At 59.8% G+C, this 11,361-nt stretch carries 16 protein-coding genes and 1 tRNA gene; 3 read left to right on the top strand and 14 right to left on the bottom strand.

The features are described 5' to 3' along the window. Positions 1–16: 16 nt before the first annotated feature. Positions 17–89: transfer RNA gene (locus tag QMC91_RS09480), tRNA-Thr, on the top strand. Between the two features lie 353 nt (positions 90–442). On the opposite strand, the gene QMC91_RS09475 is transcribed toward QMC91_RS09480, so the two are convergent. Genes QMC91_RS09475 through QMC91_RS09465 form a run of 3 tightly spaced genes read right to left on the bottom strand, consistent with a single transcriptional unit; the run spans position 443 to position 1,510 of the window. Then, the gene (locus tag QMC91_RS09475) at positions 443–931 is read right to left on the bottom strand and encodes a zinc-ribbon domain-containing protein (protein WP_300238002.1); all 489 of its coding nucleotides are present in this window, start codon (positions 929–931) and stop codon (positions 443–445) included. A 34-nt stretch (positions 932–965) separates the two neighbouring features. Next, on the bottom strand, positions 966–1,124 hold the full coding sequence (locus QMC91_RS09470) for a hypothetical protein (RefSeq protein WP_300238001.1): 159 nt from the start codon (positions 1,122–1,124) through the stop codon (positions 966–968). Continuing rightward, on the bottom strand, positions 1,121–1,510 hold the full coding sequence (locus QMC91_RS09465) for a hypothetical protein (RefSeq protein ID WP_300238000.1): 390 nt from the start codon (positions 1,508–1,510) through the stop codon (positions 1,121–1,123). Before QMC91_RS09465 ends, QMC91_RS09470 begins: the two co-directional genes overlap by 4 nt. 89 nt (positions 1,511–1,599) lie before the next feature. Between QMC91_RS09465 and QMC91_RS09460 the strand changes: the two genes are divergently transcribed. After that, complete coding sequence (locus QMC91_RS09460; RefSeq protein ID WP_300237999.1) at positions 1,600–1,773, top strand: hypothetical protein; 174 nt, start codon at positions 1,600–1,602, stop codon at positions 1,771–1,773. A 192-nt stretch (positions 1,774–1,965) separates the two neighbouring features. Here QMC91_RS09460 and QMC91_RS09455 read toward each other — a convergent pair whose 3' ends face one another. From QMC91_RS09455 to QMC91_RS09410, 10 genes are all read right to left on the bottom strand, one after another. Beyond that, a complete protein-coding gene (locus QMC91_RS09455; RefSeq protein ID WP_300237998.1) occupies positions 1,966–2,499 on the bottom strand; it encodes a hypothetical protein in 534 nt (177 codons plus the stop codon). Between the two features lie 334 nt (positions 2,500–2,833). Continuing rightward, positions 2,834–3,613, bottom strand: coding sequence for a pentapeptide repeat-containing protein (locus QMC91_RS09450; protein WP_214166764.1), 780 nt, complete (start codon positions 3,611–3,613; stop codon positions 2,834–2,836). Between the two features lie 18 nt (positions 3,614–3,631). Next, positions 3,632–4,321, bottom strand: coding sequence for a hypothetical protein (locus QMC91_RS09445; RefSeq protein ID WP_300237997.1), 690 nt, complete (start codon positions 4,319–4,321; stop codon positions 3,632–3,634). Further along, positions 4,318–5,232: a terminase family protein gene (locus tag QMC91_RS09440; protein WP_300237996.1), complete on the bottom strand. Its 915-nt coding sequence runs from the start codon at positions 5,230–5,232 to the stop codon at positions 4,318–4,320. Before QMC91_RS09440 ends, QMC91_RS09445 begins: the two co-directional genes overlap by 4 nt. Continuing rightward, complete coding sequence (locus tag QMC91_RS09435; RefSeq protein ID WP_300237995.1) at positions 5,133–5,615, bottom strand: hypothetical protein; 483 nt, start codon at positions 5,613–5,615, stop codon at positions 5,133–5,135. The genes QMC91_RS09440 and QMC91_RS09435 overlap by 100 nt, the downstream gene beginning before the upstream one ends. Then, positions 5,615–5,854 (bottom strand): hypothetical protein, encoded by a 240-nt coding sequence (locus QMC91_RS09430; RefSeq protein ID WP_300237994.1) that lies wholly within the window; start codon positions 5,852–5,854, stop codon positions 5,615–5,617. The genes QMC91_RS09435 and QMC91_RS09430 overlap by 1 nt, the downstream gene beginning before the upstream one ends. Then, on the bottom strand, positions 5,851–8,784 hold the full coding sequence (locus QMC91_RS09425; protein ID WP_300237993.1) for a hypothetical protein: 2,934 nt from the start codon (positions 8,782–8,784) through the stop codon (positions 5,851–5,853). The genes QMC91_RS09430 and QMC91_RS09425 overlap by 4 nt, the downstream gene beginning before the upstream one ends. A gap of 4 nt (positions 8,785–8,788) precedes the next feature. After that, a complete protein-coding gene (locus QMC91_RS09420; protein WP_300237992.1) occupies positions 8,789–8,923 on the bottom strand; it encodes a hypothetical protein in 135 nt (44 codons plus the stop codon). Between the two features lie 67 nt (positions 8,924–8,990). Next, the gene (locus tag QMC91_RS09415) at positions 8,991–9,191 is read right to left on the bottom strand and encodes a hypothetical protein (protein ID WP_300237991.1); all 201 of its coding nucleotides are present in this window, start codon (positions 9,189–9,191) and stop codon (positions 8,991–8,993) included. Next, a complete protein-coding gene (locus tag QMC91_RS09410) occupies positions 9,181–9,354 on the bottom strand; it encodes an AbrB/MazE/SpoVT family DNA-binding domain-containing protein (RefSeq protein WP_300237990.1) in 174 nt (57 codons plus the stop codon). Before QMC91_RS09410 ends, QMC91_RS09415 begins: the two co-directional genes overlap by 11 nt. 126 nt (positions 9,355–9,480) lie before the next feature. Here QMC91_RS09410 and QMC91_RS09405 point away from each other — a divergent pair, with 126 nt between their 5' ends. Continuing rightward, a complete protein-coding gene (locus tag QMC91_RS09405; RefSeq protein ID WP_300237989.1) occupies positions 9,481–9,948 on the top strand; it encodes a hypothetical protein in 468 nt (155 codons plus the stop codon). Positions 9,949–9,990: 42 nt separating this feature from the next. Here the strand turns inward: QMC91_RS09405 and QMC91_RS09400 are convergent, their stop codons facing one another. After that, positions 9,991–11,208, bottom strand: a complete 1,218-nt coding sequence (locus tag QMC91_RS09400) for a site-specific integrase (RefSeq protein ID WP_300237988.1) — start codon at positions 11,206–11,208, stop codon at positions 9,991–9,993. Positions 11,209–11,361 lie beyond the last annotated feature (153 nt).

Genomic DNA, 11,361 nt, shown 5'->3' with positions numbered 1-11,361 from the left:
CTAATATATAGAGGATGCCTCAGTGGCTCAGCCGGTAGAGCGGCGGTCTTGTAAACCGCAGGTCCCGAGTTCGAATCTCGGCTGGGGCTTGAAGAAGCCAAGTTCTTAATCCGTTCTGAAAAATAAGCCCGTAGCGCCGAGATTTTCACATCGGTTTTGAACGGCGTGATCCCTGCCGTGCGTGTCGTAAATGTGGCGGCGATACAGAGTTAATCGTTCATCCGTTCGACATGACGGGAGCGTCTTGTCGGTCCCGGGCGAACCGGAGCAACACCCACACCTGCAACACCGCCGTAAGGAACACGCCGACCGTCATCACGCAGTAGACGAACACGCCGAGGGGGTTTGGATGCATCCACGTAGCCGTCCAGATTACCCGGCACCGATGAAAAACCGGAACATCCACTCGACGGGATAGAGTAGGGTTCGCCAAGTAGCTAAATCAACCATAGAGGGCGTTACGACCTCGGGATAAAAAAAGAGCGTGGTTTAAGGTGGGTGGGGTTATGCCGTCGCCCGCGGGGCGATCTTCTGCACCAGGGCGTTCCACACCTCCGGCTCTTCCTCGCGGAGCCGGGGCGAGTGATGCCCGGAAGCGCGGGTCGTCCGGAGTCGTGCCGGCATCCTTCGCGAGTGCCCTCTCCAGGAGCTCGCCTGCCGCCTCCACTGTCTGCGGTGTGCCGCACACGGTGCAGAAGCGCATCTCCCCTTCCAGGACGGCACCGCACCGCGAGCAGGTCGGGGTGGCCGGGACATCTGCCCTTGCCTCGGCCTCGTCGAAGACCTGCCGGATCGCTCCGATGACATTGCGGTTGTATCGCTTCACGGCCAGATCTGGGTCTGTGACTTCATCCCCGAATAACTCGCTCGCAGTGCAGTTCATCTCGTTAACAACGGCCAATACCAGGGTTCCAAAATCAATCTCTGTCATGTTTCTTAGTCTCCTCGCCATCGGGCCGGAGCCGTCAGGCATGCCGCCGGGAGGGGTTGCACCTCCTCGGACCGCGTGGTTGCGGTCGGCGGTCTGCGTTCCAGTTCTCCAGGATGGCCACGACCTCCCGGACTTCCGCACGAAGGGCCTTCGCCTCCGCGTGCAGGGTTTCCGCGTCCTCGACGGGGATCATGCAAACGACCTCACGAGGTCATGGTCGATCGACTTCGCCTGCTCCCGGTCCGCGTCGATGATCGGGGGCGGGGCGGAGAGCCGGGCGGCGAGCTGCTGCCCGGAGAGCACCTTCTGCACCGCCGCGAGTGGGGCCGACATGAGCCTGCTCTCGATCCGGACGTTCACCGCCCGGCCGCTCCGGGAGATCCGGGCGCTACCGGCGTGACCGACGAAGACCTCGCGGTCGGGGCGTTCCTGCACAAACTGAACATCTACCGCGTGGCCGTTTAGCATCTTCGGAACGTCCGCGGCGGCGATCACAAGTTCGCCGAGTTTCCACCCGTCCACCTGCACCTGCAGTGCGTCGTGGTGCTTCTGGATTTTCCCACATGGTCTGAAGGGCATAGTTGTTTCACCTACATTGCAACTTGCTTTGTATATTACATATTACAACGCATAAGTATATATAATTTACTGTGTAACTTACAATGTATATGGCAAGAGAAGGAAAGGGCCGGGTTGTGCCGGTCGGGAAGGCGAAAACCCGATATGTCACCGTCCCGGCAGATGTCGCCGGGGATGATAGGTTCCCATTCGAGGACGGCGAAGAGGTTACGGTGAGGATAGAAGAGGGTAAGCGCCGCGTCGTTGTTGAGAAGGTCGAATAACCCCTTCTGTGCGCCTTCATATCGTCGATTTCCCGGCCTCTCTTCTGCCGTAGGTGTAAGGTGTCATGGTGAGGGGAGATCGCCGGAATACGGCGCGATGTGAAGGCACGTTTACGGCCCGGGACAACGCCGTATAAAAAGAGTTGGAAGAGTTGGACGTACCCGGCACCCATGAGCCGGATGCGCCCGTGCTCACAACACCCCGGCGAGGCGTAGCATGTCGTCTCGTTCCGGTAAGTATCGCTCAATCAGCCCGGCATCGACCATACAAGATGTCGCGTTTGGAGACGGTTTCCCAAGTTCGGTGGTAAGGCTAATTCCACGCTGAGCGATGTTATCGACAATCAGTGCCGCCTGAAACATGCGCCCGTTCATCAGAAGATCCTCTGAGTTATCCATATTGCGGCGGGCCTCGCCTAGGTGTTGTTTTGCCCTTTCCACGTGTTCGGCGGATTCGACAAACTTTTCGTGCGCGTACATGATACCAGCTGGATCGCTGGAGTACACAACAAATTTCCCATCAACGAACTCGGAATCAATATTTGTTATATTCCCTAATCCGGCATTCTGAGCATTAACCGCTGCACGGAGTTCTCTAACGGCGGCATCCGTCGCCGTCTCGGCGGGAGTACTCACACACCCGACCGTCACCACAATGAGTAGGATTGCCCCGATCGTCACAAGAGCTCGCGCGGGGGTCCAGAAAGAGGGTTCTGCGTCAGTCATGAGAGGGAATAGGGGATATGGGTATATATAGAACAAGGATCTATTCGGCCGGGGGCATTTTCGGCAACCCGATCACTCCTCCCCGGCGGCGGCCTTCTCCAGGAGGTGCCGGAGCGCCGCGTCATATGACGGCAGCCGGAGCTTATGCTTCAGCGCCCATATGGCGCTGAAGGTGTCGTGTTGAACCGGGATCGTCCTCCGCGCCCGCTTCGGACTGCCGGAGGGGGTTCATCGGCCGCACCCGGGGAGAAGGAGAGGGGAAAAACCCCGCGCACCGGGGCATCTCGGAAGAGGTGCAGTTGGCTCCCAGGTGGCGGGGCGATCTCGATCGTTTTCATGGTTGTAGAGCAGGGTGCTCTTCCGGTCCGATGTCGTTCTCTCCGGGGCGGTCTTGCCACGGGAATGTTTGGGCAAAAGGTGCAATTTGCAACTTCACTAGCAGGAAGTCAGGATCGTCGCAGTTCAAGCAATAGAGTTGGTATGCCAGCATGCTAGCTATTCCACGATCAACGCGGGTGCGACGGGTTCCACACCATAGGGGCCACGCTGATTTCTCGAAGTGCGCTCCCCGTAGATCTGCATCCCGGAAGTCTACTCCCACGATCTCTGCTCTCCGGAAATCCGCACCGCGAAGATCCGATCCGTTGAAGTTGCACCGGAATAGGTCGGCTCTCCAAAAATCTGCGTTTTTGACATCCGCCTCCCGGACAAGTGTATGCCGGAGCTTCGCCCGGGTGAAGATAGTTCCTCGGGCCGCAATTTTGTCAAGCAGGGCACGGGAGAGGTTCGCCTCCCGAAACGTCGCTCCCGTGAGGTTGGCACGAGTCAGGATCGCGCCTTCCAGGTTGCACCCGTCCAGGTTCGCTTCCGGGAGATACCCTCTGTAGAAGATCGCTCCCTGTAGATCCGCACCGTGGAGATCTGCACCTCGGAGGGGTATTAGTCCCATACTCGCGCCACGGAGATCAACACCATCGGGGTTATCCGCTCCTCGGACAATGCCAGAGAGATCCGCGTCGGTCAAGTCGGCACGAACACCGGCCGGGTCGTTGCGGACCCATGCCGCATGGAGACGTAATATCTCCTTCAGTTGGTCCGGGGTTATTTCGGCCATATTACATCACCTCTACGCTCATACGGGCGATATCGAGACTGGCTCGTCGATCACTACGATGTCATCGCCGGTCTGCTGGCTGTAATACCACGTCGCCGCCCATACCGCCATCCCTACGGAGAGCACGAGGTCGTCGTGGTCGCCTTCCCGCCATGCCTCGTAACTGTCATGGGCGGTTTTCAGGTTCACCTTGACCTTGAACGCCAGGAGCTCATTGATCAGGGTTTCCGCGTCCGGGAGTGCTGCCGCGATCTTGAGCCGCTTGTTTTGCAGCGATACCGCCAGTTCCCCCACAATGTCACGCTTCGGGACCCGGAAGTATGGGCCGTCGCGGTTCACGGTATCCCCGCCCGTGATAGTGATACAAACAGGCGTCAGCCCTTCCAGAAAGAGCATGTCGGTCACCGCCCGCCCTACCCCGGTGTTATCGACGATCAGGTCTGTACCGGGCGGGAGACGGGCCATAATCTCCTTCACGCGGGCGACCTGCTCGGGGTAGGGTGTCCCGATCGGGAGCCGTTCCAGGTGCCGGACATGGTGCGTGAGCGGGATGCTCTCGACCACCGTCTCGAATGTCCGAAGGCGTCGGGTCTCGGGGTCGCGGTCTTCGTGCTGTACGGGGTATGGCGTCGGGTGAACCTCGATCGCGCTGATCGCGGTGTAGTCGGCCGCCTGTCCCAAATCCAGGCCTACAAAATATCTCGTCATTCGGTTGCCTCGTCAAAGAGCGGGAAAACATCGTCGTCGAGTCCGGCGGCGGTCCTCGTCGTCGGCGGGGCGAAGAGCGGGGACACGTCCTCGGAGACCGCGCCCATCACGTCGTCGTAGCGGAACACGCTATCCGTCGCCTGCCGGAACTCGCACATGTACTCTTGTTCAAACCACCAATCCCCGATCGCCCGTCGTTCCTGCTCCAGGAACTCCGGAGTTATCCGCGGGCACCGGGGCGCGGGGATCTTGATCCGCTGCCAGTCTTCGCCGCCTTCGGTCCATGCCTCGAAGAAGTGCCCGCGCTTGCCGAACGGGGTACTCATCAGGATCAGCCGCCCGCTGCTGACGGCAAGCATCGGCCGGATGGAATAGTACAGCGCGTCGGGGACCCGGGCGGCCTCGTCCTCAATCACGAGGTAGGGCGCACTGAATCCGCGGATCGTGGCTTCGGTGCCGGGGAGGGAGACCACTCTCGATCCGTTCTCCAGCGCAAACGAGAGCTTGTTGTCTTCCGTCAGCCGGGGGCGGTCGTCCAGGGCATCCAGGAACCCGGTCACTTTCTTGAACAGTTCACTTGACTGCCGGAGCGACGGGCTCACGAGGAGCACGAGGCTGCCGGGCCGGAAGAGCGCCGTGTGGAGCGCCACGATCGCGGTGGTGGTGCTCTTCCCGGCCTGCCTGGAGCAGTTGAGGAGCAGGCGGTTTGCCGGGGAGAGGAGGACCTCGACCTGCCAGGGGTCCGGCTCGAAGTCGAGTTGTTCCCGGGCGAAGGCCACGGGGTCTATGAGGTGTCGAAGAGGGGCGGTGGTCACGAGTCTTCGACCTCCTTTAGCGCCTCTGCGAGCCGGACCCGGATGTCTGGATACGGCTGAAGTTCGCGGAAGATGACCGCCTGGATCTTCAACCACTGTGGGGCTTGATAGATGTTGATCGTCGTCCCGTCGCCCGGGAGATCCCCGGCGATCTTGAGAAGCGGGGTTGCCAGGTCGGCGGCGGTCTTCCACAAATACGCCATCCGCTTGTCGTCTCCTTCCTCTTCGGCTTTGTCCGCGGCGCGGGCAAGTGAATCGAACCCGCGGGACAGTTCCTTAAGCATCTTCGCGGTGCCGGAGACGGCCTTCTGTCGCTCTGCATCGACAATTGCCGCCGAGATGTGTTTCTTATGGCGTTTTAGGGCAGATTCAGAGATCTCGTAGCGGTTCGCTATGGTTCGGTATTTCTCGCCTAAAACGATCGCTTGATCGATCTCGTCCCGCTGTGGGTGGGTGCAGATGCTACACTGTCGCGCCATTATGCTGTCACCTTTGCCATGCACTTTCTCAAGGCGGCCGCCTCCGCTCGATACTTCGTCGCCTGCCGGGGCTGCCGGTAGTAGTCATGGAACCCGGCGAGGTGGTCGAGTGCGTCCGCTACGAGTGTCATGTCGGGGCACTGCGCGACGAACGCTTCCCAGAGTTGCAGGGCGCCGTCCACACCGGCGAACCGGGACCGGAGATACTGGCGGGCGTTGTCCCGGCACGAGGAACTCATGACTGCACCCCCATCTCCCGCGCCCGGGCTCGCAGGATAATTCTCTGGCACACGTCGCAGATCCACACCTGGCCGTCCCTGCTCTTCAGGGTCGCCGGGCGGCTCTGGCACACCTGGCACTTCGTTTGGTGCGGCGGTGCAGCGATCAGGTCCTCGGGATCGATCGCGCCGGGTAGCGGGGTGTTATGTCCCATCTCATTTTTGAGATGAACCTCTCTTTCCCATGTCTTTTCCCGGTCATTTCCCAGTGTGGGTAATGACCTTCCCGCTCCTGTGGGCTTCCCGTTTGACAGGAGGGACGTAGTAACCCCCATCTCATTTTTGGGATGAACCTCTTTTCCCACCTCGTCGGGATCGCCCACACGGGGGCACGGGGGTGTGTGGCGGGGTGTGTTCTCGCTCTCTCTGGGATATCCCTCTCTCTCTCTATCTCTATCTCTCTCTATCTCTCTCTCTTCTGGGAAAGGAACAGAGGAGAGACGCGCGAAGGTGTTTTCCCAACTTGGGAAAAGACCGGGAAAAGACCGGGAAAGCTGGGTAAAGATGCTCTTCGCCATGTCCATATCGAGAGTGACTGCACCACGACCGCTCCATGCCCGATACAATCCCGCATCGAAGTAATACCGCTTCTCCCGGTGCCCGCGCCGAAGGCCTTCCTCCTCCACCGAGACGGAAACGTCTTGAACGGTGAGGGCGGGGCACTTGTCGAGGAGTCCGCCGGTGCCGCGTTCGGCCCTGCCGTGTAGGATCCTCCAGACCCGGAGCGCCGGGAGACCACTTACGGCTACAAGGTCGTTCCGGTTGAATGACTCCCGGTGCATCAGCTCGATAAGCCGGAGTATCCGGGCCTCGTCGGGAGTCAGCTGGTTCACCTGACTGCCTGACTCGTCGGTCAGTTCGTGGTAGAGGGTCAGAGCGTCCCGGAAGTCATCGATCGCGGCGATGATCCGGCCGCGGTCGTCCCGGGGGCGCTGCATGAACCGGATGCGGGCGAAGCACTTGATCAGGTCAACGAAGATCCGCCCGTTCCGTCGGTTCCGCATGTCACCGAACCGGATCGCCGGGGCGAAGGGCACCCACACCGGGATCACTTCCGCGCCTATGGCAGACCACATCGCGCGACACACGGCGAACCGCCGGGCCTTCTCCTCCTCGTCGTCGCCGTATGCCTCCTCATGGAGCATATGCTCGAAGAACTCCCGATCCGCCTCTTCGCTGTCGTCGCACCACGGCTGAAGGCATCGGTTGTGGAATTGGTCATCCGCCATATCGTCGGCGGACGCCATCCACCACACACACCGGGGCGGGAGCATCTTTACGATCGGTTCCCGACGAGCGCCGACGGTCCGCAGCGGCTCGGGGTCTCTGAAGTCAGAGGTTGCCCCCCGGAAAAGTTCCTGCAACCCTTCACTCATCGCCTTGTCGTCGAGGACGAGGATCGCCCGTTCGGGGATGTCGTGATAGAACAGTGCCCGGTCCGACAACGTGCCGCCGATCTGCGATTCCTTCGGCATCTGTCGGAGGATCGAGTCATAGCTCGAACTTTTGCCCTTGCCGCTCGGGCCGGTCGTCAGGACGTGCAACCCTCGGGTATTCTCGACCACCCGCGACGCGGCCGACACATAGCAGCATTTCGCTATGGTGTCATCGCTGACGTGCTCGCTGTGGAACACGTCGAGCAGGTAATCCACTGGATCCCCGTCCTCCAGTATCTCCAATGCCTCCGCTTCAACGTCGAGGGTGATCTCCGGGTCGGGCGCGTCTTCCGGGGCCGGTGAATCGACCTCATACCCCTTCGCCCGGAGGACATCGAAGACTTCGCGCCAGTGACCGTGCAGGCACCCGGGGCGCACCTCGGAGCAGTCGATGATCTCCGCCTCGACGGCGATCCATTCGAGCGGACCGCCGCCGGTTCCGCAGCGGAAACAGTGCCAGGTGTTTTCATGCGGATTGATCGCGAAGTTCTGCCCGGTCGTCGAGCCGTGCACCGGATGACTCCCGCGGATCTCGTCGCCGCACCGCACACCGTCGGTGATGGTGCAGACGTCCGTGATCGAGAGCCCGAGCCGGTCGGTGATCGTCCGGCCACTGCGGGGGCGGGGGCGGGGTGCCTGCACCAGATCCACCGGCTCCCGCGCCCCTCCACTCTCCTTCAGCACGAGACCGTTCTCCTGGATGATCGGTTCAAGCGCCTTCTCGATATCCTCCCAAGTGAGCACCGGGAAGGGCTCCCCGAATCCCCGCGTTATCGCGTAAAGGATCGGGCGTTCCCGTGTGCTATCAGGGTGCTCCCCGTAGATCAGAGCATGTTTGCTCCCGGTGAAAATTTCTAGGGCCGGGTGATCGGGGTCGTCCTTCGGGGCGTACTGCACGATCGGGCTCTCCGGTCGCCCGCCGTCCGGGTCGAGGAAGGCAAAGAGTTTAGCTCCCTTCTTTCCGGTTCCTACAGGGCACCGCTCCAGAGCGGGCGCGTTTGCGACCGCATCGCAGAGGCTCGTGTCGTCGATATCCAGGACGATAACCTGCCGGCCGCTGTTCCAGTCAGGATGCAGCGGAACGGAGATAGAGTAGTCCTTGACGGTCGCCTGCCGGTGATAGTCCTCGTTGCTCCACCATGCCCGGACCGCGGCCATGCGTTCCGGGGTCGGGACGTGGAACGAGTCGCCCGCGGGCGCGTTGTCGCCGTAGATCCCGCGTCTCGATATCTGCGATATCGGGCTCTTGGACTTCGGCCGGCACGGGAGCGGGGTGATCCCCTGCTCCCGGAGCCAGCGGACGATATCAAGCGGGGTTATCGGTCCGTCGGTCGCGGGGCGGCTCGTTGGTGCCGGTGCCGATCTTGCCGGCGGTTGTGGCGCTGCTCCTTTCGGTAAGCGTATGATCTTAAAACCGGATGCCTTCGCATCCCCGAACGGGTCGCCGGTGGTCACGCGCTCACCCCGTCGAGATGATAGCCCGGTAGCCGCCGAAGAGGGCAACCGCGGACGCCGTATCGCTGGCAGGGGCCGGTAGAAGTACCGAACGAGCCGCAGAGTGTACCGTCGGTCTGGCAAGCGCTCGGCAGGTCATCAAGCGACACATTTCTGAAAATCGGATGATTTTTATACAGCCTCTGAGATACAGTTGTTACCGACATTCATTGCTCCCTGCTGATGCTGAGTGTCCTTGGAGCGTGCCTTCGCCGGGTGCGCTCCGAATCCTTGTTCTCACTGTCTGTTAACTGCCAGCGCCCTTTCTCGATGAGCACTTCAGCGATCGCCTTGTGAAACGCCGGTAGATGGTCGAGCGTTTCTTGGTCGATGACGAGACCGGGAGCGGGGGCGCTTTCAGGTGCCATCGCCCTGCACCCCCGTTGCTGTAATTACGAGTCTCCCACGTTCGAGAGAAATATCGACCGGATCGCCCTCTTTGAGGCTGTTCTGCTTAACCCACGCGGCCGGTAGTGAGACATAATTCGATCCCCCTAACCGCTGGAGTTTCCTTGTAGCAACCCGCTCCATACCCATTCCTTAGAACTTGCGTATTTAAATAAATACTCATATAGGTATTTTTTGTTATTTTTGTTACTTATCTGTATAATCAATATTTGAATTAAGTATAAATATGAGTAAGGGTTATTCTATAGCATGAACGGGAGTGGGAAGAACAACCGAAGCTTAGAGAATAGACCCCTCAAAGGGGAGACGACTGGATTCTTAACTGAAAGGCGTCGAAAATTCCTTAAAACTCCGGTAGAGGAGCGCAAAGACGTGTTTGGTGAAGGTAATACTAACCAGTATAACATGAGGATCAAAGAGAGGGCCAAGCAGGCGGTGCGGGATCTCGCTCTAGTAGCATATGGGATGCCCGAGAAGGAAGTCCGAGAAATCTTTGACGTCGAAGATATGGATTTGCTGCTCCGATGGGTTGTATTGAAAGTAGGGAGGGATAAAACCCCGCATGCAGTCTATTTCCGGGCGTTGTTACAGGCAATTGAAGGTGCTTTGAATTATACTGCCGACGAACACCTTGAACGGGTCAAAATAGAAGTTTCGTTGCACCCATACGCCAGTGAAACTCGTATTGGTCTGGTTATACCGGATGATTTTAAATGAAGGCCGAACTGGTGTTCTGGAACTTATATCCCCCTAAAATTTTCACCCTCCTCGCGCCATCCTCGCCCGGGCCTCAAGCAGGATCGTCAGCGCCTCGGGGTCGTTCGGGTTCGCCACAACCGCTTCGGCGGCCTTGATAACCGTATTCACCGCCTCCGCCGCCTCGGCGGTAAGCGTCAGCCCGCACCGCGCGCAGAACCGACTCCCGGGCGGCATGACAAGGTGACACTGACCGCACTGCACCGGCTCGGGCGCTTCGCTCGCCCGGCCGTTCTCCGGCAGCTCCACGCCGGCGAGGGCGGCGAAGGCGTTATCGACATCCTCGTCTACCAGGTGCGAGTAGGTATTGATCATCTTTGTGGTCTGATTGCCCCAAAACGCTTTCTTCGCTAGCGTTTCCTGCATCCCACCGCGAAGGGCGTGCGTTATCCTGCTGTGCCGGAACGAGTGCAGGGTGATCTTCTTCTTGATCCCGGCGGCCTTGGCGAAATTCGAGATCGCCTTCGCGAGCCCGCGATACTGCATCGGCTCGCCGCGGCTCGTCAGGAACACAAAGTTATCGCCGGTCGGGTCGCCGGGATACGAGCTCTTCCACTTGGCAAGATACTCACGGTAGGTGATGATCGGGATCGTCCGAAGCCGGCCGGTCTTCTCGGCGGTCCGGACCTTCGCGCCCCACTCGTGGAAGGTGACATCCTTCCACTTCAACGAGGCGACCTCCCCGGACCGGAGCCCTGCCTCGTACATCACGCCGATCAGCGCCTTGTACTTGATGCTCTTCGCCGCGTCGATCAGCTGCGAGACTTCCTCGCCTGTCAAGATGTCGTCTTCGTTCTTGGTCTGCGTGTCATATTGAGGGTTCTTGATCTCCTTGATGATGTCCGCCGGGATATCGACATATCCCCTCTTCACTAGCCAGAGGTAGAACCGCTTAGTAAACCGCACGTAGTCGGCTATCGTGTTCTTCTTGTACGGCTTCCCGTTATCCTTCTTCGCAAAACGCATACGGTTGATGCCGCCGAGCAGGTCCGTCTTCTTCGTCTCCAGGAACGGCGGGAGGTATCGCCGGACCGCGATCAGAGTATAGGCTGTCTTGTATTGGCGGCCGGGAGACAACCCACTCGAACTCTCCGCCACGTACTCCCGAATAAGCCCGGCGTCCTCCGGGGTTATCCGTCCGTCCTCAACTGCGGCCGTGAGGCTCTTCTCGGCGTACTCGAAGTACTCCTCAGGCGAGTGATGAAACCGCTCGTTCCCCATGAGTGGTTATATGCGCCCGAGACATATAAAGACTGTCATGGATTAAGAACTTGACTTCCTTAAGCCCGGCTGGGGCTCTCCTTATTTTCGTTTATAGACCCTGTCAGGCTTCTTCCCCGTATCAGAGAGAGGATGTGTTCGGCGATGCATCGC

This window comes from Methanoculleus sp. (assembly GCF_030019085.1).
Classification (GTDB): Archaea; Halobacteriota; Methanomicrobia; order Methanomicrobiales; family Methanoculleaceae; genus Methanoculleus.
The sequence above is the reverse complement of the archived record's forward strand: the minus strand, read 5'-3'. Positions and strand labels throughout refer to the sequence as shown.

Excerpts from the sequence above, each read along its gene's own strand:
- QMC91_RS09405 (WP_300237989.1), top strand. The coding sequence starts at position 9,481 with ATGAACGGGAGTGGGAAGAACAACCGAAGCTTAGAGAATAGACCCCTC.
- QMC91_RS09465 (WP_300238000.1), bottom strand. The coding sequence starts at position 1,510 with ATGCCCTTCAGACCATGTGGGAAAATCCAGAAGCACCACGACGCACTG.
- QMC91_RS09415 (WP_300237991.1), bottom strand. The coding sequence starts at position 9,191 with ATGGCACCTGAAAGCGCCCCCGCTCCCGGTCTCGTCATCGACCAAGAA.
- QMC91_RS09470 (WP_300238001.1), bottom strand. The coding sequence starts at position 1,124 with ATGATCCCCGTCGAGGACGCGGAAACCCTGCACGCGGAGGCGAAGGCC.
- QMC91_RS09455 (WP_300237998.1), bottom strand. The coding sequence starts at position 2,499 with ATGACTGACGCAGAACCCTCTTTCTGGACCCCCGCGCGAGCTCTTGTG.
- QMC91_RS09400 (WP_300237988.1), bottom strand. The coding sequence starts at position 11,208 with ATGGGGAACGAGCGGTTTCATCACTCGCCTGAGGAGTACTTCGAGTAC.
- QMC91_RS09450 (WP_214166764.1), bottom strand. The coding sequence starts at position 3,613 with ATGGCCGAAATAACCCCGGACCAACTGAAGGAGATATTACGTCTCCAT.
- QMC91_RS09445 (WP_300237997.1), bottom strand. The coding sequence starts at position 4,321 with ATGACGAGATATTTTGTAGGCCTGGATTTGGGACAGGCGGCCGACTAC.
- QMC91_RS09430 (WP_300237994.1), bottom strand. The coding sequence starts at position 5,854 with ATGAGTTCCTCGTGCCGGGACAACGCCCGCCAGTATCTCCGGTCCCGG.
- QMC91_RS09460 (WP_300237999.1), top strand. The coding sequence starts at position 1,600 with ATGGCAAGAGAAGGAAAGGGCCGGGTTGTGCCGGTCGGGAAGGCGAAA.
- QMC91_RS09410 (WP_300237990.1), bottom strand. The coding sequence starts at position 9,354 with ATGGAGCGGGTTGCTACAAGGAAACTCCAGCGGTTAGGGGGATCGAAT.
- QMC91_RS09420 (WP_300237992.1), bottom strand. The coding sequence starts at position 8,923 with ATGACCTGCCGAGCGCTTGCCAGACCGACGGTACACTCTGCGGCTCGT.
- QMC91_RS09435 (WP_300237995.1), bottom strand. The coding sequence starts at position 5,615 with ATGGCGCGACAGTGTAGCATCTGCACCCACCCACAGCGGGACGAGATC.
- QMC91_RS09475 (WP_300238002.1), bottom strand. The coding sequence starts at position 931 with ATGACAGAGATTGATTTTGGAACCCTGGTATTGGCCGTTGTTAACGAG.